The organism is Rhodococcus sp. SGAir0479 (assembly GCF_005484805.1).
GTDB lineage: Bacteria > Actinomycetota > Actinomycetes > Mycobacteriales > Mycobacteriaceae > Prescottella.
In genome coordinates, this window is sequence record NZ_CP039433.1 from 1 (window position 1) to 23,869 (window position 23,869).

At 64.5% G+C, this 23,869-nt stretch carries 20 protein-coding genes and 1 pseudogene; 13 read left to right on the top strand and 8 right to left on the bottom strand.

The window, feature by feature from the left end; genetic code table 11:
- The 3 genes from E7742_RS22565 to E7742_RS22575 all read right to left on the bottom strand — a co-directional run.
- Nucleotides 1-401, bottom strand: a 401-nt coding sequence (locus E7742_RS22565; protein WP_137801361.1) for a signal peptidase II, incomplete at its 3' end; no start/stop codon positions are given.
- The gene (locus E7742_RS22570) at nt 398-2,359 is read right to left on the bottom strand and encodes a heavy metal translocating P-type ATPase (RefSeq protein WP_137801362.1); all 1,962 of its coding nucleotides are present in this window, start codon (nt 2,357-2,359) and stop codon (nt 398-400) included. The genes E7742_RS22570 and E7742_RS22565, both read right to left, overlap by 4 nt.
- The gene (locus tag E7742_RS22575) at nt 2,356-2,739 is read right to left on the bottom strand and encodes an ArsR/SmtB family transcription factor (protein ID WP_137801363.1); all 384 of its coding nucleotides are present in this window, start codon (nt 2,737-2,739) and stop codon (nt 2,356-2,358) included. The genes E7742_RS22570 and E7742_RS22575 overlap by 4 nt, the downstream gene beginning before the upstream one ends.
- 704 nt (nt 2,740-3,443) lie before the next feature.
- On the opposite strand from E7742_RS22575, the gene resB reads away from it, so the two are divergent.
- From resB to E7742_RS22625, 10 genes and pseudogenes are all read left to right on the top strand, one after another.
- A complete protein-coding gene (gene resB, locus E7742_RS22580) occupies nt 3,444-5,063 on the top strand; it encodes a cytochrome c biogenesis protein ResB (RefSeq protein ID WP_137801364.1) in 1,620 nt (539 codons plus the stop codon).
- 3 nt (nt 5,064-5,066) lie between these two features.
- Complete coding sequence (ccsB, locus tag E7742_RS22585) at nt 5,067-6,023, top strand: c-type cytochrome biogenesis protein CcsB (protein ID WP_137801365.1); 957 nt, start codon at nt 5,067-5,069, stop codon at nt 6,021-6,023.
- A 371-nt stretch (nt 6,024-6,394) separates the two neighbouring features.
- Nucleotides 6,395-6,676 (top strand): annotated as a pseudogene (locus E7742_RS22590) (multicopper oxidase domain-containing protein); the annotation flags it as partial.
- Between the two features lie 329 nt (nt 6,677-7,005).
- Complete coding sequence (gene lnt / locus E7742_RS22595; protein WP_441346934.1) at nt 7,006-8,556, top strand: apolipoprotein N-acyltransferase; 1,551 nt, start codon at nt 7,006-7,008, stop codon at nt 8,554-8,556.
- A gap of 304 nt (nt 8,557-8,860) precedes the next feature.
- Nucleotides 8,861-9,061: an antitoxin gene (locus tag E7742_RS22600; protein ID WP_137801366.1), complete on the top strand. Its 201-nt coding sequence runs from the start codon at nt 8,861-8,863 to the stop codon at nt 9,059-9,061.
- A gap of 1,200 nt (nt 9,062-10,261) precedes the next feature.
- Nucleotides 10,262-10,996 (top strand): M23 family metallopeptidase, encoded by a 735-nt coding sequence (locus E7742_RS22605; RefSeq protein WP_254699366.1) that lies wholly within the window; start codon nt 10,262-10,264, stop codon nt 10,994-10,996.
- A gap of 335 nt (nt 10,997-11,331) precedes the next feature.
- Nucleotides 11,332-11,745: a Rieske (2Fe-2S) protein gene (locus E7742_RS22610; protein WP_254699367.1), complete on the top strand. Its 414-nt coding sequence runs from the start codon at nt 11,332-11,334 to the stop codon at nt 11,743-11,745.
- 351 nt (nt 11,746-12,096) lie between these two features.
- The gene (locus tag E7742_RS22615; RefSeq protein ID WP_254699368.1) at nt 12,097-14,130 is read left to right on the top strand and encodes a cytochrome c oxidase assembly protein; all 2,034 of its coding nucleotides are present in this window, start codon (nt 12,097-12,099) and stop codon (nt 14,128-14,130) included.
- Between the two features lie 528 nt (nt 14,131-14,658).
- Entirely contained in the window at nt 14,659-15,120 is a 462-nt protein-coding gene (locus E7742_RS23570) for a M23 family metallopeptidase (RefSeq protein ID WP_254699369.1), read from the top strand.
- 321 nt (nt 15,121-15,441) lie between these two features.
- Nucleotides 15,442-15,963 carry a copper resistance CopC family protein gene (locus E7742_RS22625; RefSeq protein WP_254699370.1) on the top strand — a complete coding sequence of 174 codons (522 nt, stop codon included), beginning with the start codon at nt 15,442-15,444 and terminating at the stop codon, nt 15,961-15,963.
- Nucleotides 15,964-16,052: 89 nt separating this feature from the next.
- On the opposite strand, the gene E7742_RS22630 is transcribed toward E7742_RS22625, so the two are convergent.
- The 5 genes from E7742_RS22630 to E7742_RS22650 all read right to left on the bottom strand — a co-directional run bounded on the left by E7742_RS22630 (nt 16,053) and on the right by E7742_RS22650 (nt 20,460).
- Complete coding sequence (locus tag E7742_RS22630) at nt 16,053-16,787, bottom strand: DUF305 domain-containing protein (RefSeq protein ID WP_137801369.1); 735 nt, start codon at nt 16,785-16,787, stop codon at nt 16,053-16,055.
- Nucleotides 16,780-17,580: a DUF3105 domain-containing protein gene (locus E7742_RS22635; protein ID WP_137801370.1), complete on the bottom strand. Its 801-nt coding sequence runs from the start codon at nt 17,578-17,580 to the stop codon at nt 16,780-16,782. The genes E7742_RS22630 and E7742_RS22635 overlap by 8 nt, the downstream gene beginning before the upstream one ends.
- A gap of 174 nt (nt 17,581-17,754) precedes the next feature.
- Nucleotides 17,755-18,561, bottom strand: a complete 807-nt coding sequence (locus tag E7742_RS22640; protein ID WP_137801371.1) for a cytochrome c biogenesis CcdA family protein — start codon at nt 18,559-18,561, stop codon at nt 17,755-17,757.
- A complete protein-coding gene (locus E7742_RS22645; protein ID WP_137801372.1) occupies nt 18,558-19,193 on the bottom strand; it encodes a TlpA disulfide reductase family protein in 636 nt (211 codons plus the stop codon). The genes E7742_RS22640 and E7742_RS22645 overlap by 4 nt, the downstream gene beginning before the upstream one ends.
- Nucleotides 19,194-19,530: 337 nt before the next feature.
- Nucleotides 19,531-20,460 carry a cation diffusion facilitator family transporter gene (locus tag E7742_RS22650; RefSeq protein WP_137801373.1) on the bottom strand — a complete coding sequence of 310 codons (930 nt, stop codon included), beginning with the start codon at nt 20,458-20,460 and terminating at the stop codon, nt 19,531-19,533.
- Between the two features lie 224 nt (nt 20,461-20,684).
- Between E7742_RS22650 and E7742_RS22655 the strand changes: the two genes are divergently transcribed.
- The 3 genes from E7742_RS22655 (at nt 20,685) to ctaD (ending at nt 23,846) form a co-directional block, all read left to right on the top strand.
- Nucleotides 20,685-21,041 (top strand): BlaI/MecI/CopY family transcriptional regulator, encoded by a 357-nt coding sequence (locus E7742_RS22655; protein WP_137801374.1) that lies wholly within the window; start codon nt 20,685-20,687, stop codon nt 21,039-21,041.
- Nucleotides 21,038-21,985: a M56 family metallopeptidase gene (locus E7742_RS22660; protein ID WP_137801375.1), complete on the top strand. Its 948-nt coding sequence runs from the start codon at nt 21,038-21,040 to the stop codon at nt 21,983-21,985. Before E7742_RS22655 ends, E7742_RS22660 begins: the two co-directional genes overlap by 4 nt.
- Before the next feature lie 85 nt (nt 21,986-22,070).
- Nucleotides 22,071-23,846, top strand: coding sequence for an aa3-type cytochrome oxidase subunit I (gene ctaD / locus E7742_RS22665; protein WP_137801451.1), 1,776 nt, complete (start codon nt 22,071-22,073; stop codon nt 23,844-23,846).
- The last annotated feature ends 23 nt before the right edge of the window (nt 23,847-23,869 follow it).

Sequence of the window (23,869 nt, forward strand, 5' to 3'; positions counted from 1 at the left end):
CCGGTGTGGAAGTAGTCGGTGACCTTGCCGTCGAGGAGTCGGTCGATGACGTTGGCGGCGGCGCCGGCGACGATCGCGGCGAGTCCGATGGTCTGGATCGGGTGACTGTCGGGTGCGGTACGCCACGCGAACACACTGATCGTGGCGGTGATGGCCGCGGTGGCGGCAAGAACGACGGCGGTGGGGAGTTGGTCACCGAGACTGAACGCGACCCCGGTGTTGTAGGTCAGGCGCAGTTGCAGCAGGCCGAGATCGACGGCCCGGCCCCCGGAAAGTGTCTCGCGCGCGATCGGATCGACGACCAGCGCGATCGCAGCTAAGGCGACGGCGACCGCGACGAGGGTGCGGCGGCCGCGGCGCCACCCGGCCGTGGTCGAGGCGGTGGGCTCGGCGGATGTCATGACCGAGCCCCGGCGATCGGCTCGCGCGTGATCGCCGAGGGTGCCGCTGCGGTGAGGGTACGGGCGCGTCCGGCGCGGACGCCGTTGGCGATGACGACGATCTCGGCGACTTCGTGGACGAGGACGACGGCGGCCAGCCCGAGGACACCGAACAGGGCCAGCGGCATCAAGACGGTGATGATCGCCAGGGACAGGCCGACGTTCTGCAGCATGATCGTCCGGGACCGGCGCGCGTGGTGCAGCGCCTGGGGCAGGTGGCGCAGGTCCTCACCCATCAGAGCGACGTCGGCGGTCTCGATTGCCACGTCGGTGCCCATCGCACCCATCGCAATACCGAGGTCGGCGGTGGCGAGGGCGGGTGCGTCGTTGACCCCGTCGCCGACCATCGCGGTCGGGTGTGCAGAACGGAGGGCTCCGACGATGCGGGCCTTGTCCTCGGGCCGCAGGTCGGCGTGCACTTCGTCGATGCCGACGTCGGCAGCCAGGGCGCGGGCGGTGCGGTCGTTGTCGCCGGTGAGCATCGCGACCTGGTAGCCGTCGCGGCGCAGTCCGGCGATCACCTCGAGGGCCTCGGGGCGCAGTTCGTCGCGGACGGCGACCGCCCCGATCACGGTTCCGGCGCGTTCGATCAGGACCGCGGTGGCGCCGGCGTGCTGCATCCGTTCGATTTCGGCGGCGAGCGGGCCCAGGTCGATCCAGCCGGGTCGACCGAGCCGAACCGGTGCGCCGTCGATGCGGCCGGTCAGGCCAGCGCCGGTCACGGCATCGACATCGTCGGCGGGCACGTAGTGGTCGACGGCGGCGAGAATCGCTCGGGCCAATGGGTGTTCGCTGCGTGCCTCCAACGCTGCGGCCACCGCGAGGACCTCGTCGGGGGTGGCGCCGTTCGCGGCGGCGACGTCGATCACGACGGGCTGGTTGCGGGTGAGGGTGCCGGTCTTGTCGAGCGCGACGGTGCGGATGCGGCCGAGTGCTTCGAGTGCGGCACCGCCCTTGACCAGGACTCCGAGCTTGGACGCGGCGCCGATCGCGGCGACGACCGTGACGGGGATGGCGATCGCCAGCGCGCACGGTGAGGCGGCGACGAGCACGACGAGGGCGCGTTCGATCCACACCCGCGGGTCCCCGGCGAGGCTGCCGACGGCGGCGATGACCGCGGCGGCGACCATCACGGCCGGGACGAGCGGCTTGGCGATCTTGTCGGCCAGGCGTTGCGCCTCGCCCTTGCGGGACTGCTCGGCCTCGACGATCCGCACGATCTTGGCCAGCGAGTTGTCCTGCGCGCCAGCGGTGACCTCGACCTCGAGGACGCCGGTGCCGTTGATAGATCCGGCGAACACCTCGTCGCCGGGACCGGCCTCGACGGGCACCGATTCCCCGGTGATCGCGGAGGTGTCCAGCGCGGTGCGTCCGACGCGGATGATGCCGTCGGTGGCGACCCGCTCCCCGGGCTTGACGATCATGATCTCGCCGAGAGTGAGGTCAGCCGGCGCCACGGTCTCCTCACGGCCACCGCGGAGCACCGTGGCAGTGTCCGGGACCAGCGACAACAGGGCCCGCAGGCCCCGGCGGGTGCGGGTGACCGCGTACTCCTCGAGTCCCTCGCTGATCGCGAACAGGAACGCGAGCATGGCGGCCTCGCCGACCTCACCGAGCACCACCGCGCCGACGGCGGCGATCGTCATCAGCGTGCCGACGCCGATCTTGCCCTTGGCCAGCCGCTTGAGCGTGGACGGGACGAACGTGTAGCCGGCCACGATCAGCGCGGCCACCTCGAGCCCCAAGCCGAGACCATCGGCTCCGCCGGACGCCCGGACGATCAGCGCCGCGACCAGCAGCACACCGGCCGCTGCCGCGGCCCGGATCTCGGTGACCTGCCACAGCTTCTCAGGTTCGCGCTCTTCGCCGTCCTCGTTGACGGTGGGTTCGTCGTGGCCGCAGCCGCATGCATCGCTCATGCCGTCACCCCCGCGGCGTTGTCGGTGCCGTAGTTCGGGCACAACGCGACTGCATTCCCCGTTGCGGCGAGCAGGGTTTCGGCCGATGCCAGCAGGTCGAGTAGCTCCGGCCGGGCGAGGGAGTAGAACACCTGCCGCCCCTCCGGGCGGCCGGAGACCAGGCCGCAGTCCCGCAGGCACGCCACGTGCGCCGAGACCGTCGACTGTGCCAACCCGAGTTCGCCGATCAGGTCCGCCACCCGGGCTTCACCGTGGGCGAGGCGGCGCACGATCGCCAACCGGGTTCCATCGGAGAGGCTGTGGAACAACGCCACCGCAGCGTCGAGGTTCGAGCCGGTGCCTCTCAGTGCGAGGCAACCATCCGCACTATCAATCGTCATATGGCGATGATAACCGGTGATCTACGATATTGGGAGGGGTGTTAGATGAGAGGTGAGGACATGGAGAACTGGCTGGCGAATCTGCAGGCTTGGTGGGCCTGTCAGGTGATGATGGCGAACGGAACGTGCGAGATGTGCGCGTGCACGCCGATGACGGGCTGCTGCTAGATCGCGTGTCGCTCCGGTCGTGAACCCGCTCATGTCGCCTTCGGTGCCGTGCTGCATTGTGAGCGACACGAGCCGAATCTTTGCGTCAACCCGCAGGATCGGCTATCGGTTCGGATTCCGCACATCTCACCTGACCCTGGCGTGGTACCACGCCCGCCGAAGGTGCCGGAAACGGATGCACCAACTGATCGAGGGCATGGAATAGGTGCGCAACGGGGCAGCCCCCCAACCAGGTGGCCCGAAGTTGGGGGGCCGACCGGCGGCGCGTTGTTGCACCTGGGCCGCCGCAGGATCGGATTTCTGGTGGCGGTTTCACGCCGTCCATTGCTGCATCCGCCGCCAGGCTCTGCGTCGCCCACCGCGGCCTGGTGCCGCGGTGGGCGGAGGTCTCGGCAGCTTTAAAAACTATGGAAGGTAGTATTTGGTCCTACGATAACGGAGAGGCTTCACAGGTCCGCGGTGAAAGTGCGGGGGCGACAGCCACGGTTTGGTAGTCGACCGTGCTTCCCACCCCAGACCCCTGCCCGCGGAGGACGATGTGGCCGCGACAGGAGGACGACGCCGTGACTACGACGCCGCTGCCGGGCCGACGACCGCTGCACCGCGCGTCCGTGACCGTCCGCAACTCCTGGCGGCATCTCACGTCGATGAGGACAGCGTTGATGCTGCTGTTCCTGCTCGCATTGGCAGCGGTTCCCGGTGCATTGCTGCCGCAACGCAGCCTCAACGCAAGCAAGGTTGATGCGTACATCGCCGCGCGCCCGTTGGTGGGGCCGATCCTCGACTGGCTCGAGTTGTTCGACGTGTTCGCCAGTTTCTGGTTCACGGCCATCTACACGCTGTTGATGATCTCGCTCGTCGGCTGTCTGGTTCCTCGGCTGCGTGAGCATCTACGCGCTGTGCGCACCGCGCCGGTACCAGCGCCCCGCAATTTGTCTCGGTTGCCGCACTACCGTCGGGGGACGCTCCACGCGCCGGTCGATGAGTCTGTCGTCCGGGTACACACGCTGCTCCGGGGCTGGCGGACTGCCACGCGCACCGGGGAAGACGGACAGCGGTCGGTCTCGGCGGAGAAGGGCTATTTACGCGAGGCGGGCAATCTGGTCTTTCACCTCTCGCTGGTCGGACTGTTGGTGGCGGTCGCCGCCGGTCGGTTGATCGGGTACGAGGGGTCGGTGATCGTCATCGCCGACGGCGGTCCGGGACTGTGCAACACCTCGCCGGCGGTGTATGACTCCTTCCGCGCCGGGGCCGCCACCGACGGTACTGGGCTCGATCCGTTCTGCCTCAAGGTAGAGAATTTTTCCGCCGACTATCTCGACAACGGCCAGGCGCAGATGTTCACCTCCATGCTGTCCTACCAGACTGGAGGTGACATCGGCACCGGCCGCTGGCAGAAGTACCAATTGCGGGTCAACGAGCCGCTGCGTCTCGGCGACGAACGGGTCTACCTCACCGGTCACGGCTACGCCCCCCGGTTCACCGTGACCTTCCCGGACGGGCAGACACGCACCGAGACGCTGCAATTCGCCCCCGAAGACGCAGTAACTTTCCTGAGCAGCGGGGCTCTGCGTTTCGACCCTCCCGGCGGTACCTTTCCGAACCCAGACGAGCGTCGCCGCAACCAGATCGCGATTGAAGGACTGTTCGCCCCTACCGCGGCGTTCGCGGGAAACCTGCTGACCTCGGCGTTTCCCGCGATGGCGGATCCGGCGGTAGCCATCGACATCTACAAGGGCGATTCGGGTCTGGACACCGGCATCCCTCAGTCAATCTTCAAACTCAACTCCGAAATGATCAATCAGGGACGACTGGTCAAACAAGCCCGGGTCAACCTGCGGCCGGGGGAATCGACGGCCCTCAGCGACGGCACAGAGGTGCGATTCGACGGCGCTGACGAATTCGTGAACCTGCAGATCTCCTACGATCCCGCGCAAAAGTGGGTGCTGGTCTTCGCGATCACCATGATGGGCGGCCTACTGGTCTCGCTCATAGTCAAACGCCGCAGGATCTGGGTGCGTCTACGCCCCGCCGGCGTTGGGACGATCGTCGAGTTCGGCGGTCTCGCCCGCACAGATCACGCCGGCTGGGGGCCGGAATTCACCCAGATCTGCCAGCAACTATTCGACCTACCCGCGGCGAAAGAAGACCGATAGCCCATGCCGATCGACGACACGCTTGCCCGCTACTCCGACCTGAGCTTCGAAACCGCCTTCGCCGTCTATCTACTGGCACTAATGCTTTTCGTCGCCGAGTTCGCCGCAGCGCGCGCCCGCCGCGCAACTCCAGCGCTCGCATCCCCCCTCCCGGCGGCCTCAACCAGCGGCCCCGGCCGAGTCACAACGCCGAAGGGCAGGGAACTGTCAGACCGACTCGGGCGCATGGGCGTCAGCTTGCTGATGGTGGCCTGGGCCCTGCACATCGGGTCAATGGTGCTGCGCGGGTTGGCTACCGCACGCTTTCCCTGGGGCAACATGTACGAGTTCGTCACCGTCACCTGCGCGGTGGGGGTACTCGCAGGGCTGATCGTGCTGCGTCGGCCGGCGCTGCGCGTGCTGTGGATGTTCGCGTTGATCCCGGTGCTGATTCTGTTGTTCGTTGCCGGCACCGTGTTGTATGCCGATGCCGCTCCGGTCGTACCGGCGTTGCAGTCGTTCTGGCTACCGATCCATGTGTCAGTGGTCTCCGTGTCGAGCGGAGTGTTCCTCGTTGCCGGGGTATCCAGCGCCCTGTTCCTATTGGTCGTGCGGTTCCAACAGCACCCGAACACTCGACTCGCCTGGGTGATGCAGCGCCTACCGGACGCAGATACCCTCGATCGTCTTGCCTATCGCACAACCATTTTCGCGTTTCCCTTGTTCGGTGCCGGCGTCGTCCTCGGCGCGATCTGGGCCGAGGCCGCCTGGGGCCGCTTCTGGGGCTGGGATCCGAAAGAAACCGTTTCGTTTATCGCCTGGGTGATCTACGCCGCCTACCTGCACGCCCGCGCCACCTCCGGATGGCGCGACACCCGTGCAGCGTGGATCAATATCGCAGGGTTCGTGGCAATGCTCTTCAACCTGTTCATCATTAACATGGTGGTCTCTGGACTGCACTCCTACGCGGGACTGAACTGACGGATTTGGACCGATGCCCATTACGCAAATTGCGACCGGAATAGGGAGCCAAACCCGCGAATCACAGTCCGGCGACGGGCGAGGACGTCGCCTCGTTCGCTAGTACACCGACTCCGAATGTGCGGGAAAGACGGGCCGATCAAGACGTCGCATTCGACAGAGACACTTGCATGCGCAAACCCCAACTGCCGGTGGTTCGGCACTGGCTCGGGGCGTCGGTGGAAGACAAGCCCCGTCGGATTCACTGCGCCGGACAAGGCCCGGCCGTCCGCGCGCTCGAGGCGACGCTGCCAGCGCTTCTCGTGTCGGAGTCGACGATCCATAAGACAGAAGTGACGGCGTTTCTGCTGCCGCATCATTTCCCCGGAATCGACCAGATGGAGCCACTGACCGTCCGGGAAGGACAGCGCGCCCGGCTGACGTTCACCAACACGTCGATGATGTGGCATCCGATGCACTTGCACGGACACACCCTCCAGGTCCGCCGGGCCGACGGCACTCCCGGCCCGCGCAAGGACACCGTGATCGTGCTGCCGATGCAGAAGATCGAAGTCGACCTCGTCGCCGACAACCCCGGCTACTGGATGCTGCACTGCCACAACGGCTACCATCAGGACGCGGGCATGATGACCAGGCTCGACTACCGGAGCTGACACCCCGGGCGGGGTGTGCATCACCACGGCCGGCGCCGGTGATGCACCCCCGCCGCGTGCGGTCTCAACCCGGTCGGCACCGGGGCGGGTCTAACGCAGGGTGTAGAGCGCCTGATTGCTTGCGGCGTACGGGCGCGAGCATCATCCAAGCCCCGCCGCGAATCGAGGCAGCCGTGCAGTACTGCACCGCACCTGCAACTACTATGTTTCATAGTTTATGGACGGTGGTGTAGATCCTTTCGTGCCGTGTCCATGCCTCGACGCATGCATGGGGTCTCCGTAAGCCAAAGCTGCCGCCACGCACCCCTCAACCAGAAGGAGAAGAGCGGTTGGCGACCACCACCGCGCCGAAAGCGCAGTCCGAGTTCGTATTCTCGACTCGGCGTCACCGTTGGGCCATTGTCGTCCGGTCGGTCGCCGCGGTCTGTGCGGGCGGGCTTCTGTACTCGAGTTTCCCTCCGCGATCATGGTGGTTCCTTGCTCCGCTCGGTCTCGCGGTGCTGTTGATGGTCCTGCGGGGAAGGAGGGTTCGCCCTGCTATCGGTTACGGCTACCTCGCCGGACTGGGGCTCTTCCTTCCGTTGCTGCCGTGGGTTGGCGAGTATGTGGGCGCCGCGGCATGGCTGGCGGTGGCGGCGGCGCAGGCTGCGGCGGTCGGGGGGTTCGGCGCCCTCGCCGTAGTGGTATCACGGCTCCCCGCCTCGCCGGTGTGGGTGGCGGGCGCATGGGTTGCGACCGAAGGGATTCGAGCGCGAATTCCCTTCGGGGGCTTTCCCTGGGGGCGTCTGGCGTTCGGGCAAGCAGACGGACTCCTGTTGCCCCTCGCCCGCATTTCCGGCGCGCCCGGGCTGTCTTTCGCGGTCGCCTTGTCCGGGGCGGCTGTGGCCGGACTCCTGACATGCCTGTGCAGGCGGCGGGTGCGCCGCGGACTCCTGCACTGTGCGCTCGCGTTGGCCCCGGTCGGGCTGGCGCTGGCCATTCCTCCCGGGACGGCCGCCGCACCACGGACGGCAACCGTCGCCGTCGTGCAGGGCAATGTGCCCCGACTCGGGCTGGATTTCAATGCCCAACGCCGCGCCGTCCTCGACAATCACGTCGCCCGCACCGAGGAACTCGCCGCCGCCATCGCGGCCGGTGAACTGCCCCCGCCCGATCTGGTTGTGTGGCCGGAGAATGCATCCGACATCGATCCCCTGCGCAACGCCGACGCCTCCGATGCCATCGACCGCGCTGCGCGAAGTGTCGGCGTACCGATTCTCGTCGGTGCCGTGTTGAAGAACGACGACGGGACCACACGCAACACCTCGCTCGTGTGGGATCCTGCGACTGGGCCGGGGCAGGCACACGACAAGCGCCAGCTCGTCCCGTTCGGGGAGTATCTGCCGATGAGATCGCTGGTCACAGCCCTCGTCCCGTACGCCGAGCGAGCGGGCAACTTCGTACCCGGAAACGGGGACGGCGTGGTGACGGCCGCTGGCATTCGCCTCGGGGTCGCCACCTGCTACGAGGTCGCCTTCGACCGTCTCGTCACCGAATCCGTGCGTGCCGGAGCGCAATTGCTCACCGTTCCCACCAACAATGCAACCTTCGGGCGCACCGAGATGACCTACCAGCAGCTGGCGATGTCCCGGGTGCGGGCGGTCGAACACTCACGAAGTGTGCTGGTCGCCGCGACAAGCGGCGTCAGCGCGATCATCACACCCGACGGTGCCGTCCAGGGCCAAACCTCCTTGTTCACCGCTGACGTCCTCACCAGTCAGATCCCTCTGCAGGACAACATCACGTTGGCCACCCGAATCGGCGCGCTGCCGGAGGTATCGGTGTCGATCTTGACTGCCCTCGCCGCCGGTGCAACGGTTGCGTCACGGAGGCGGCCCTAGCATTGCACAGCCCATGATCGAATACCCCCGGACATGAACGCCATCTGCGCGGCGGCGGTCTTCGCTGCCGCGATCAGGTCTGCGCCACTCCCACTCGCCGCGCACGGCGCAGAGCGCAGACAACGTCGAGGCCGGTCATGTATCGGCGACGCCGGAGTCCTGTTGGGTAGGTCCGCGGTGATCCGGTGCGCCGGCGTAGCCGTCCCGGGTCGGGACCTGCAGCTGAGTATCCGCACAAACATGGCGTGGGGCATCCGCCACTGTGAGAATGGAAGGACGCGAAGGACGACGCAAGGGAGACGCGATGAGCCTCGTTGACACACTCAAGGGTCTGGCCCGCAAGGGGAAGAAGGCAGCGGCGCAAAACGCGGACAAGATCGAGCATGCCGTCGACAAGGCTGGTGGCTTCATCGACTCCAAGACGCAAGGCAAGTACGCCGACAAGATCGAGAAGGGCAAGGAAGCCGCCAAGAAGATCATTCCGCCCAGCGAGCAGGGCAAGTAGCAAAACTCGGAGACGCAGTGCCGAACGTCGTAGACACCACGCGAGATAGCAATGCGGTCGAGATGTTCTACGCCCGGGATCGCGCCTTCTGCGTTCGCGACCGAATCGACACGGCTGTACCGCTCACCTCGCGAATCCCGCCCGCAGACCTATTCGAGCGGCCGGTCAAGGGCGCACACGACCGGGACTAGCCACCGGACAAGGTCGGGGCAGCAAAGAAGCGGGCGAATCCTACCGAACACCTTCAGGATGGCATTGACGCAAAGAAGGTCGATGCAGACTTCAGGATTTCGTTAGCCCGCGTGAGTTCTCGATTCTCGGCCCGCAGTTTGCGTACTCGGCCGCGGCGCCGGTGGTCGCGCCCGGACCGCTCGGGCAACTTCGGCGGGCGCCCCTTCGACCCTGATGACTTAGCCCATCCGTCCCAAAGAGTGAAGCATCCGGACTCACCGAGCGATTCAATCGGCATGGCCGACGCCAACAGCGCGGCTCCGAGCGGGGCGGCGGAGTCGGCGGCACTAGGTATCGTGACTCGGACCGAATACCTCTCTCCTGCCCAGTGGCCGCTGAGCGAAACAAGGCTGTCGGCCGCTGGGGTGCACGGGGCCGCCCGTTCCGCGGCAATCAGGGGGCGTCGAGGCATCGTGTATCGGTACCGGGCAGAGACGCTTGGCGGGACGTCCCTGCCGAGTTCGGTCCGTGGCAGACGATTCGGGAAGCACCATGGGGCTACGCCGGCGACGAGACCGGAGAGGGTGGGCCTCCACTCGCCACCGAAGGTCAGATGTGAACGCGCTACTGCGGCACCCTTCGCCGTTCGGTTATTGCAGGTAGATGCCAATTTCGTGAGCGATCTCAGGCGTGGCGTCAGCCCCAAAATACTAAGCAGGATAGTAATTCGCGCGAAGGTCGTATATCGTTCCGTTATACATCAGGGTGCTTGGCACCACAGATCTCCGAGTTAAGGATTTCGTCTTGGCGCGACACCGGAAAACGAGCCAACCGATCCCGAGCCGTGTAGTTGCTTCGGCTCTTTCCCTCTCCGACGTCGGTCATCGCGGACGTCACCGCCGCGCCGCCGGTCCTGGCCGTGGCAACGCGATCGCGGCCGCGGCCACCGGCGCTGTGCTCTTTACGGGCTACCAGGTTGCAACGCCCGCACTGGCACAGGCACATCCTGTGGTCGAACAACGTGACCAAGTGCAGCAGTACATCGCCAACACTCTGCGTGACTCTGGTGTGGTGCAGCCAGACCACGAGCAGTTGGTACTCGACGCTCAAGCAGCCCTCGGCAATATCGCCACTACTGCGCAGGCTGCGCTCGACACGTTCGTCATCGACGCCGCGGGCACCCTCGGCGCTTCTGCGCCCGACACGCCGTCGGTGATAAACGCTCCCCCCGAGAATCAGGCGGCGGTCGGCGATGACGCGCCTGGCGTCGACAGCGCCTGGTCGCCGGCGCCTACCGTCGATCCGGTCAACGGATCAGTCGCGGCGCTGTCTGCCGAGCTGCCCGATAGTCAACGGGCAGTCACGCCGGTCTCCGGCACGCTGACCTCGGACTTCGGTCCTAGGTCCGGCACGACCCACTGGGGACTGGATATCGCCAACAGTATCGGCACGCCGGTGCTGGCAGCCGCCGACGGCACTGTGATTGCGGCCGGACCAGCATCCGGATTCGGCCTGTGGGTGCGTGTGCTGCACGACGACGGAACCACCACCGTCTACGGCCACATCAACGAATACCTCGTCGAAGAAGGGCAAAGGGTTCAGGCCGGCCAGCAGATTGCCACCGTCGGAAACCGCGGCCAGTCCACAGGCCCGCACCTGCACTTCGAAGCCTGGGACGCCGACGGAAACAAGACCGACCCCAAGCAGTGGCTCGCACAGCGCGGTACCACCTTCAACGCCGGAAGCCTCGGTTCTCAGTCCTGATTCGGACTTGCTATTACATGGTCCCGCAGAGCCCTCCAGGCGCCTTGAAGTGCGTCCCAGGACCGCGCGCTGCGCGATACCGATCAGCCAAGCCGGGCGGGGGGATCAGCGTCGGGCACACATTGGCTCGACCGAGCTGGTCGCTGGCGGAGAGCGCACTTGGAACACCTCATCGACGAGCTGACGCCGTGACAGGTGGTGCCTTGTCTCTCGGTCTCCCCGCGTCCCGCGCGTGGGTCAAGGATCACGGTGTCTGTAAGATCCGGCAGCGCTGGGAGGGTAAAGCTCGACTGTCGAGTTCCCGGCGGCGAAAGTAGCGAGTTAAGGATGGGTCTGTGAGCGATCCCCGAACCATGCTGCCGAGGCGCGCGTTCCTGATCACGAGCTGCGCGGCCGGCTGCTTGGCAGCGGCTGCCTGTACCGCGGATACAGGTGCGGGCGACACCAACGAGCCAGCTGTCGATCCAATCGAGGTCGCGACGTCCGATGTGCCTTTGGGTGGCGGAATCGTCCTTTCTGCAAACAAGATCGTGGTCACCCAACCTGAGAGCGGTGTATTCAAGGCGTTCTCCGCAATCTGTACGCACCAGGGTTGTGTGGTGATGGGCGTCCGTAACGGCGCGATCGAGTGTCCGTGCCACAGCAGTCGTTTCTCGGCGGCGGACGGCTCAGTTGTCCGCGGCCCGGCCCAACGGCCACTCGAAGCTCGGCACGTTACCAACGTCGCAGATACCCTGACAATCACGTGAACCAAGCGCGGCACTAGAGCGCCCGGCCAGGACATTGGACCAGGCTTGGTAGTGGAAGAATCCGGTTGCGGTGTTGCTTGTCGTGACGATGGCCAGCCGTGAGTCTGTTGAGCTGACAGAACTGCCGTCCGACTACGTGCCGCAATCCAGTCGGGACGTCACCCACCGCCTCCCCGCGGCACCCCTCAGATGGTCGGGCAGATTCGGCAAAGCCCTTGTTTGCACCGCGGGAAGGCTCGAACCGGGGCCGGCGCGCGAATCCACGCTGGCTAAGCCGGATGTGTGAGTTGGGGGCAGTGTTCGACCGATCCAACCGGAAACTATCGTACGTAGTAGTTCGCGGTGTGTGTCGTGGATGTGAAGGTTTGCCGATCGCAGCTCGCTGAGTACGGCAGAAGGGTTTTGATGGTGAGCGTGAATACGGAATCCCGGCCTCGCGGGCGTCGACGATACGCGGCGTACATTCTTGCGTGGGGTGTGGTTGCCGGGGCCACTGCAGCAGCTTTGACGCAACTTTCTACTTCGGAGGCGCTGCTCCTACTAGGCCTTCCGGACCCGGGGCCTCTCACGCTCTACGGCCTGCCGGCGTTGACAGGCCTGGGCGAGGTGTCGGCCATCGTGATGGTCGGGTCACTCCTGCTCGCAACGGTGCTGGTTCCGCCGCAGCGGTCCGGTGTCCTAGATGTCGATGGATACCTGGCTGTTCGCACTGCAGGTTTCGCTGCCATGGTCTGGGCGGTTTGCGCCGCCCTTCTGGTGCCGCTATCGCTGTCGGACAGCTCTGGGCAGTCACTGAGTGTCGTCTTCGCCGATCCCGGCCCCTTTCTCAGCGCCGTCGCAGATCTTGACGTTCCCAGGGCATGGGCCTGGACGACCGTCCTGTCGATCGTAGTGGCGATTTCGTGCAGGATGACCCTTCGATACAGGTGGACTCCCATCCTGCTGGTACTGGCTGTCGGTGCGCTGATGCCGCGCGCTCTGTCCGGGCATTCCGCCTCCGGCGGCTCCCACGACATCGCCACCAACAGCCTCGTATTTCACCTTGTTGCCGCCGCGCTGTGGATGGGCGGACTGGTCGCGCTGATGCTTCATGTCCGCCGCGGAGGCGACCACATGGACGTCGCGGTTCGCCGATTCTCAAACGTTGCCCTCTGGGCGTTCGTGATCATGGCAGCTTCCGGAATCATCAATGCCGCGGTACGCGTACCTCTGGCATCGTTGCTCACCGGTACATACGGGCTGCTGCTACTCACGAAGGTCGCAGCCTTGATATTGGTGGGTCTCGCAGGATGGCGCCAGCGACGCACTGCCGTCAAGGCCCTGCAGACCGATCCACATGACCGTCGAGAGTTCATGAGACTGGCTGTCACCGAAATTGTCGTGCTGGCCTTGACCATAGGGATCGCAGTGGCACTGGGCCGCACTCCTCCGCCCGCACCCACCAGCCGTTCTACCCCAAGCGCGGTCGAGGAGAAGCTCGGCTACACCTTGGACGGCCCGCCCACGTTCGCCCGCCTGGCATTCGACTGGCGGTTTGATCTGTTCTTCGGGACAGCAGCCGTGCTCCTCGGAGTCTGCTACCTCCTCGGTGTGCGACGCCTGCACCGACGCGGAGGTCAGCGCTGGCCGTGGGGCCGGACAGCGAGTTGGCTGACCGGCTGTATCGTGCTCGTGATCGCAACGTCGTCCGGTATCGGACGGTTCGCTCCAGCAGTGTTTAGCGTCCACATCGCCGCCATCACGGCTCTCGCCTTCGTCGTGCCGATGGCCCTCACCCTGGGGGCTCCGCTGACTCTAACCAGATCAGTGCTCGAAGCGCGGGACAAGGCCGCTGAAATCCCCGGCATCCGTCATTGGCTACACGATCTTCATCGAAGCGCACTCGTGCGGTTTTGCACCCGCCCCACCATTGCGTGGATCCTCTTGATCGCGGGATTTTATGGGTACTACCTCGGAGGGTGGTACGAGAGTATGAGCGGCTCCCACGTCGTCCACGTGCTGGCCAATGGATACTTCTTGATATCTGGTTTCCTCTTCTTTTGGACCCTCACAGGTGTCGATCCCACGCCCGGACCCGCGCCGACCATGCTCACTCGGCTTCTTCTGATCAGCAGCGCATTGTGCGCCTACGTGGGCTTCGCCTTCGTCCTGTTCAACGCCGACTCACCACTTGCCGTTCAGTACTTCACCTCGTTGCAGCGCGGCTGGATCGACGACCTCGCCTCCGATCAACAACTCGGCGCCCTCGTCAGTGCGACCATTGCGTTCTTGGCTTTCACCAGCGCCGCTCTCGGTGCATACACCCTCGGCAGAGCGAAAAACCACCCCGGGGATGCCACGACCTCGACGCTACCGCCGAGATCGGCGCCACTCACCGCCGGCTAGAAAAACTATGTCGGATAGTAGTACCGTGGTGGCGTCGTCATCATTTCGTTATCCATCCATGCGAGGACCGTGATCTTGGCTCGTCACAGACTGAACGAATCCCACACCGATCACGCTGTCACCGAACGAGCGAGCGCCGCTCCTCATGCAGGGGTCGCCCACCCCCCTGCCGTGGTCCACTATGCGCAGGCAGGCACTCCAGCCGGCGATCCAGTCATGGAACTGGGCGGCTGTCGGGACGTTCCCCTCATGCGCAGTGCAGGCGCAGCAGCCCGTCCCCGTCGACGCCATGGAGCTCACCGACGTGTCAGCCCGGCCCGCCACGGCGGACGATTGATGGCGCTCTCCGTAGCTACAGGCGCCCTGATCGCCGCGGGCACGTCGAGCGCACACGCTGCACCAGCCTCACCCACACCGCAGGAAGAGGTAGCGCCGCAACCTCTGGCAGTCGGACCACTCGGCGCATCTAGCGCACCGCAAGTCCTGCAGACGTCACGCCCTCCCGAGCTTGCACGTTTCGCGGATCAGTTGGCGAAGGCACGCGACCGTGAGGCGGAACGATCAGCTCGGGAGGCCGAGGCTCGCCGACCCAAATCGTTCTCACCGGTCAGTGGAACCCTTACATCGAACTATGGGCCACGCTGGGGTACAACGCATTACGGACTCGATATCGCGAACACCATCGGAACCCCGATCAGGTCCGTCACGGACGGGACAGTACTCGAAGCGGGACCGGCGTCCGGATTCGGTCTCTGGGTTCGCATCCTTCAGGATGACGGCACCATCGGCGTTTTCGGTCACATCAACGAAGCTCTGGTTACCGCGGGCCAGAAGGTTCGCGCCGGCGACATTATTGCGACTGTCGGAAATCGCGGCCAGTCCACCGGGCCGCACCTGCATTACGAAGTCTGGCGCGGCGATGGAACGAAAATCGATCCCATTGCCTGGTTGAACGCGCGCGGAATCGACATCCAGTCGCCTGGCGACTGATGGGGCCGGGGTGCGGCCGATCGCCACTGCCCATTCGTTTCCTGCGGCGAATCGCGTCACCAGCGTGAGGCACGCGAAGGTCAGTCGACCGTTTCGTCGCACGGTGATCGTGGGAACGATCCGAGCGGGCGCAGGTTCACGACATAACCCGCAGTCGTCGTGCTTCCGTCGCGAGTGCGGGCCATCGACGGCACTAATACTATGCTGCGTAGTAGAAAGTGTCCGGTTTAGAGAACCGGCGGACAAGAATGCCTGAGACGGCATCGAAGAAGGGTGATGTCAGTGAGAAGAGTTGTTGGGCTTCTGATAGCGGTCGGAGCGATGTTTCTGATCGGGTCCGGAGTTGCGCAGGCGCACAGCGCACTCATCAGTTCATCGCCTGCGGCTGACGGAGTGCTCGATACCAGCCCTGCAGGTGTCGAGCTGACGTTCAATCAGAACATTCAAGATCAGTTCGCGAACGTGACGGTGACGGACCCGAGCGGAAAGCAGGTCGGCGATAGGGCGCCGTCCGTCCGGGGCGATCGGGTACTACTGTCGGTCACGGCAGAGCTTCCAGCCGGCGAATACACGGTGGGCTATCGAGTGATTTCCGAAGACGGTCACCCGATCTCGGGTACCTACAAGTTCACCGTCGTCGGTGCCGCAACTGGAAGTAGCGCCGCCGACGAGAACCCTATGGTCAGCAGTGCGGCGCCCGCTCCCACCGACGCGACGACCAGTGCCGGCGAAGAGACAGATGGAAGCTCGATGGTGCTGCCGATCCTCGGTGGAATTGTCGCGGTTCTGTTCGTCGCAGGGCTGGTGGTTATCCTGCGCGGGGAACGCAAGAAGAACAACTGAGCCCCGAAGTCGGCGCGACCATCCTGCCGCGTCGGCTTCGGCTCGTCTTCACCAGCTGAGACTGCATTGCCCTGCAGCAGGCCGCGGTCTCAGTTCATGCTCAGGGGTACCGCTCCTTTTGCCTGAAGTAGCTGTTCGATCGTGAGGGACTCGGCTTGTTGAGTGTTCGCGATCTGTGTGGCAAGTGTTCTTACCGTCGTGACACCACTCGAGTTTGCGGCGTACTGTGCCATCGGAATACCGCCCTGATGGTGCCGGAGAAGCAGCTGCAGGTAGCGCACATCGAACGCGGGCCCGGTCAGCGTCCGCAACTCCGCGAGCTCAGCGGCGGTAGCCATGCCTGGCATCGATGAGCCGCTCGGCCGCCCCGGCGACATCGATCCCGAATGTTGCATCCCGCCGGGCATATCGCTCGACATCCAGGCCATAAGCGGCCTCGACCCTGTTGAGGGCTGACCCCACAAGGCAAGCCAACCTTGCATGTTGCCGAGTTGACTTTGTTGCGTGGTGATCACGTCGTAGGCAAGGGTCCGAATAGCAGGATCATCGGCATTGGTCAGTGCCATCGAGGACATCTCGACCGCCTGACCGTGGTGGGTGGACATATCCTGAGCGAAGCCGACCTCCACCGAGTCTGCTGCCGGCGGCGCGGTGAAATCGGCGTCGAGCCAAGCCGCGGTCTGCACACCCAGGAGCACTCCGACGAGTACGGCGAGAACTGCGCCGACTGCCAGGGTAGCTCGTGAAGGCGTGCGCGGCTTCTCGCCCGTCAACGCACTGTCTGGCGAGCGGAGTGTGTCGGCGTCTCTGTCACCCTCAGCCATCTGCGCCTCCGGTCGTCGCCGGCGGCATAGGAGAACCCTGCGGGCTGGAGTCGGGCGGCCCAGCAGCCGGGACGGCATCCGGACCGGGCGCGGATGGGTCGAACGGTGGAGGATTCGCCGGGTCGAACGCACCGGGCATGGTCGCGCACGTTGCGCCGACCTCGGGGTGGGTGTTCGGGTTCTGGCGCAGCGCAGAGATGAACTGGGAGACTCGTTCGTCGCCGGGATTGTCGAGCTTGAGTTGATGCCCCCACGACTGCAGGGACACGGCAGAGTCCAGTCCGGGATATGGCGACATCAGCATGTAGGGTTTTCCGTCGGTCTTGGCAGCGAGCGCGGTGACGTCGTCCGTCGCGACACGGTCCGGGTTGTATGCGATCCACACGGCACCATGTTCGAGGGAATGGACGATGTTCTCCGTGCGAACTGGCGTGCTGTAGACAATCCCGGTGCAGGTAGCCCAGTACTGATCGTGCGCTCCACCGATCGGGGGACTCTGGTCATAGGCGACACGCTGCGGAGCATCGATATGGTTCCCTGCCGGGTACTCGACCTCGACCACCCCCTCGATCGTCGATGACGGGTCAGGGTTCTCGGTAGTCGGCGCGAAACGTTGTGCGTTCATTCTCTCCATTACCCTCGGCGCCAGATTGTAGGCAATGACACCGATCAACGACAGGATGACGACAACCGCTCCGATCAACAGCCATGGAACCCGGCGAACTCCCGGGATCTCGCTTCGCCCCGGTCGGTGCTGAGGGGGCCTCACATGGCCTCCGCGTCCTCCCGCCATGTAGGAACCTTCCCCTTCTGTCGGCCGCAAGTACGCGACTGCCACACACTCCGCAAATACTATGTCTAATAGTTTTCGGACTTATGTTTGTCGCCCGGCGGTGCTTACGTCAACCCCCTGGTTCCCTCGCGGGTCCGGCCCTTTCCAACTGGCGGGATGTGCCTCGGGCGGACTTCAGATCGGGAGTACGACCGCGGTGACGAACTCATCGCGCACCCAACCGACGAACAGGTCCCAGACGCCGGTCAGCAGGGCTGCACCGACCAGGATCAGCATCACACCGCCGAAGATCTGTATCTTGCGGGCGTGTCGACGTAGCCACCCGACTCCTCGCAGCGCCTTCGCGGAACCGAACCCCAGAAGGATGAACGGAGCTCCGAGACCGATGCAGTACGCAACGATCAGCACGACTCCGCGTGCGGCGGTCGCGCCTTCAGTGCCTGCGGCCACCGACATGACACCGGCCAAGGTGGGGCCCAAGCACGGCGTCCAGCCGAGCCCGAATACGCCGCCGAGCACGGGAGCTCCAGCGAGTGAGGTGATGCGCCTGGGGGTAAACCGGGCCTCTCTCTGCAACGCGGGTATGAATCCGACGAAGACCAAACCCATGACGATGGTGACCACTCCGCCGAGCCTTTGCAGTAAGTCCTGGTTGAGGCGGACGGCGCCGATCACGCCGAAAACCGAGGCCGTAGCGAGCACGAACACCACAGTGAATCCCGCCACGAAAAGCCCGGCGGCACCAGCGACCTTCCAGCGATCGCCGCGAGCCGGCGCACTGCGGTCGTCGAGAATGGCCGTGGCATCGGCGCCAGAGACGCCCGCCAGGTAGGACAAGTAGCCGGGCACTAGCGGAACCACACACGGCGAGGCGAATGATACGAGTCCGGCCAGTGCGCACGCTAGGACCGCCAAGAGCAACGGACCTGTGGCAGCAGCATTCTGAAAACTCTCACCGACGCCCTGGGCGATGACGATCACTTCTCGGCCGCCACACGTTCGATAACCGGCTGGATGTCCTCCGTGAGAATTGCACGTAGGAACACCGCCGCCACGCGATGTTGGCGATCGAGCACGAGGGTCGAGGGGACGACGCTGGTCGGGTACTTCCCTCCCAGCGCTAGCAGGCTCCGCATCGGCGGGTCGTAGATCGAAGGGTAGGAAACATCGTTGTCGACGACGAAGTCTTGCGCTTTGTCCCGCTGCGGATCGCGCACGTTGATGCCGAGAAACTGCACACCCAGACTCCGGGTTGCCCCGAAAGCTCGCTCGAGGTCATCTGTCTCGGTCCGGCATGGAGCGCACCACTGCCCCCACAAATTGACGACCACGACCTGACCGGCGTAGTCCGACAGGGCGAGGGGTTGGTCGGTCATCAAATCCGGGCCGGCCAGCACACCGACCGTGCCCCGACTCTCCGGGGGATCATAGTAGATATCGACCTGGCCACCGGGGGCAACGAAATCAAAGCTGCCCCCCTGGGCGACTGCGTCCGACCCTGACGCGCATCCGGAAGCGCCGACCACCAGCAGAGCCGCCGCGATCGCCTTCGCCGACCGGATCCACAAGCGGCGACGGGGGCGTAAAGACCCGTGCAGGGTTCGGTCTCGCATATCAGCCCTTCAGGAAAGCCACGTCAGAGTCACGCCGGAAGCGTCCGTTAAATACTACATGCGATAGTAGTTACCGCTGAGGGGGTGCTGACAAGCTGCGCCTGAAGAGGTTGTCGCGCTTAGCATTTCGCGGCAAGGGCGCATGAGATCGACACGATCTCGTTCGATGGGGCGTCGAAAGGGGTTACGATGACCGAAGGCTCGGGAGGTTGGCTATGCCAGAGGAACTGATCGAGATTGGCCGGGAACTGCTCCACCACCTCGAGGAGGTTGGAGAGTCGTTGACCGAACTGCTTCAAGTACTGTTCAGCTGATCCAGTCTCGGGGCGAGCAGCCGCTACCAGGACGTTTCCTGGCACTTTCCGGGACCCTGCGCGGGCTCGACCTGCAGTGTGGCGTGGGTAAGTTCGAACTTGTCTGCGAGCATCGACTGGGCGGCGGCAAGGATGGCGACAGGGTCGGCATCGGCGTCGATCGTCAGGTGGGCCGTCGCCACCTCCATGCCACTGGTCAGCGTCCAGACGTGTAGATCGTGCGCATCCTTCACGCCAGGAAGAGTCTTCAGTTCGCGCACAACCTCGGAGACATCGAGACCTGCCGGCGCGTGCTGCAATAGGATTCGAAGTGCATGTCGACCGAGGTTGAACGCGCGCGGAAGAACAAACAGACCGATCGCTACGCCAATGATCGGGTCGGCGTATCGCCAACCGAACAGCACTGTGACCAAGCCGCTCACGAGCACACCAATGGACCCCAGCATGTCCGCCATGACCTCGAGATATGCGCCACGCACATTGAGGCTCTCCTCGGCTCCGCTGCGGAGAAGGAGGAAGGCGGCGACATTCATCGCCAATCCGATGATGGCGACGATGGTGACCGGCATTCCCGGGACTTCCGGCGGGTCCGACAGCCTCTCGACCGCCTCATAGAGAATCCAACCCGCGACTGCGAACAGCAGGATGGCATTGAACAGCGCCGCGAAGACCTCGGCCCGGTACATGCCGAAAGTGCGGTCCGGGCGAGACCGACTCTTCTGTGCAAGGGTGATGGCGACGACCGCCATCAGAATTCCGAAGACATCCGTGAAGACATGGGCGGAGTCGGAGAGCAATGCCAATGAAGACGTTGACAAACCCACGCTGACCTGCACAACGAAAGTCGTCATTCCCAGAGCGACGGCAATCCACAGTCGTCGCAGATGCTTCCCTGACGCACTGGCGGGCCCGCCGGCGGCAGAGGCATGCCCGTGTCCGTGCCCCTCGCCCATGGCATCTCCCCTCAGTGCAGCAATCCCCATCACCGTATTGCGATATGCGCATGTATGCAACCAGCGGAGGTGCCGGGGATGTGCAAATCGCAACTATGACGAATAGTATTTACAGAGGGTGGTCCGGCATCTTTCGCCACCACGCGCGCCCGGGGCGCGTCGGCCGGTTCGCCACCCGACGAACGGCAGCGCCGGAACAAGACCGGCGGAGGGACAGGAGGATCATGAAGGGACTGGGGGGCCTCGAGGCTGAGGTGATGGACATTCTATGGGCCTCGCCCGATCCGATGTCAGTGCATGACCTGGTCACCGTCTTCAGTGAGCGCAGGGAACTGGCGTACACCACCGTCCTGACCGTAGTTACCCATCTCCACGAGAAGGGGTGGGTGGAGCGCGACAAGCGCAGCCGGGCCTACTTCTACTCTCCCAAGCAGTCACGCGAAGAGGCGACCTCGCAGGCGCTGCGAGAGTTGCTCGACGCCAGTAGCGACTCTGCGGCCGTGTTGCTCCACTTCGCGCGGACGGTGTCCGAGACGGAACACGCTGCGCTGCGTAGAGGGCTTCGGAAGAGTCGACGGTGACGCTCGCGAGCATCCTGTTGGTTAGCGCCATTCTGGTGGCGTTGCTGGCCCCGTCAGCACTCGAACGGATGCCGCTGTCGGACATCCGGCCGGGGGTCGCGCTGGCATCGTGGCTTTCCGCACTGGCCGGTGCGCTGTTCTTCGCCGCTTCGGCTGCGGTGATCTTGATTTGGCCGGAGCATGCGCCAGCCGAGGGGGTCGCTGATGCCCTGATGCGTTGCCTTGCGACGATTCAGCACAACGCTCAGTCATGGGTGGGCCAGGCGCTAGCTCTGGCCGCCGGCGCGCTGGCAGTGGTGTTTGCCGTTCGCATCGCCGTCTACGCCAGGAAGCAGTCCGCAACTCGCTCACGGGTACACGACCTCCATCGGGATGTCGTCTCGATCGTTGCTCGCAGAGACCAAAGCTGCGGCGACGTCATGTGGCTCGACCACCCTTTGCCCATGGCCTATTCGGTTTCCGGAAAACCGGGTTTCGTCGTTGCCACCGAAGGGCTGTCCTCGAGCTTGAGTAGCGCCGAGCGAGAGGCGGTTCTGGAACATGAGCGCGCACATCTGCGCGGCCACCACCACCGGATCGTCAATGGTATCGAAGTTCTCGCCCGAGTCTTGCCTTTCGTTCCGCTTTTCGCGCGGGCGCCGAAGGCCGTCAGAACGATCATCGAAATCGCCGCAGACCATCATGCGGCCCGAGCAACCAGTGCCACCGCGGTCAGCTCGGCCCTGACTGCTGTGACGGATGCCGCACTACCCCGACCGGCGGGGACGCTGGGGCTCGGTGACGACATAGAGCTTCGGCTCTGGAGCTTGCGGTCGGTTGCGCCCGCAAGCCACTCGCGCCTCGCCTGTTGCGCGGCGGCCTTGGGGACGGTGGCGCTGCCGGCGCTGGTCTCCCCGGTCATCGTGCTGGCAGCATCGTTCGTGACTTGCATCGCACTCCTGTAGGCGAGGCCCACCCCTTAAAAACTATGTGTCGTAGTAGTTGAGCTACGCTGTCGATATCGCTGTACTCGACAGGAATGGGCAACACATGACCACTCTCGCGCCCTCGCCCGCGCCGGTAGCCGAACGCCCCAGCCCGCCGCGCCGGGCCCAGAAGGGGTCGCTCGTCTACAAGGTGATCACGACCACCGATCCGAAGTTGATCGGAATCATGTATCTGGTCACCTCGTTCGCGTTCTTTCTGATCGGTGGCCTCATGGCGCTGCTTCTGCGGACCGAGCTCGCGGTACCAGGGATGCAGTTCTTGTCGAACGAGCAGTACAACCAGCTCTTCACGATGCACGGCACGATCATGCTGCTGCTGTACGCGACTCCGGTCGTCTTCGGGTTTGCCAACTACCTCGTGCCACTTCAAATAGGTGCACCCGACGTTGCGTTCCCGCGGCTCAACGCCTTCAGCTACTGGCTGTATCTGCTCGGGGCGATCATCACGACCTCTGGCTTCATCACCCCAGGTGGTGCTGCCGACTTCGGCTGGACCGCGTATACACCGCTCAGTTCGGCAGTCAGCACCCCCGGAGTCGGAGCCGACCTGTGGATCGTCGGTTTGCTGGTCTCGGGGTTGGGCACGATCTTGGGTGCGGTGAACCTGATCACCACCATCGTCTGTTTGCGAGCGCCGGGTATGACCATGTTCCGGATGTCGGTGTTCACTTGGAACATCCTGGTCACTTCGGTCCTGATCTTGATCGCCTTCCCGCTCCTGACTGCTGCGTTGCTCGGGCTGCTCGTCGATCGACAACTCGGGGGTCATATCTTCGACCCCGCCACTGGCGGAGTGATGTTGTGGCAGCACTTGTTCTGGTTCTTCGGTCATCCCGAGGTGTACATCATCGCGCTGCCGTTCTTCGGCATCGTCTCGGAGATCTTCCCGGTCTTCTCGCGTAAGCCGATCTTCGGTTACAAGGGATTGATCTACGCCACCCTCGGTATTGCGGCTCTGTCGATCGCCGTGTGGGCACACCACATGTACGCCACAGGCGCGGTGCTGCTGCCGTTCTTCTCGTTCATGACGTTCCTCATCGCCGTGCCCACCGGCGTGAAGATCTTCAACTGGATCGGCACGATGTGGAAGGGCCACCTGACCTTCGAGTCACCGATGCTGTTCTCCATCGGCTTCCTCGTGACGTTCCTCTTCGGTGGCCTGTCGGGCGTGCTGCTCGCAAGCCCACCGATCGACTTCCAGGTCACCGACTCGTACTTCGTGGTTGCGCACTTCCACTACGTGGTTTTCGGAACTGTCGTGTTTGCCACCTACGCGGGCATCTACTTCTGGTTCCCCAAGATGACCGGCCGCTTCCTCGACGAACGCCTTGCTAAGTGGCACTTCTGGCTCACCTTCATAGGCTTCCACATGACGTTCCTCGTGCAGCATTGGCTCGGCGCGAACGGGATGCCCCGGCGGTACGCCGACTACCTGCCTACTGATGGGTTCACCACACTCAACTCGATTTCCACCATCGGCTCGTTCATCCTGGGTGCTTCGACACTGCCCTTCCTATGGAACGTCTTCAAGAGTTACCGCTACGGCACGGTCATCGCGGTCGACGACCCGTGGGGCTACGGCAACTCGCTCGAATGGGCGACCAGTTCTCCCCCGCCGCGACACAACTTCACCGAACTCCCTCGGATCCGGTCCGAGCGCCCTGCCTTCGAGCTGCACTACCCCCACATGGCCGAGCGCATCCGCTCCGAGATGCATGTCGGCGGGTTCCACCGGGACGCTCTCGCTGCGCCCGACGGCCGGCCCGAGGAACTCGACGGCGGTGACAGTGCAGCGGGGCCGGCCACCCGATCTCGCTAGGAGCACTGCACCGCCCACCACGA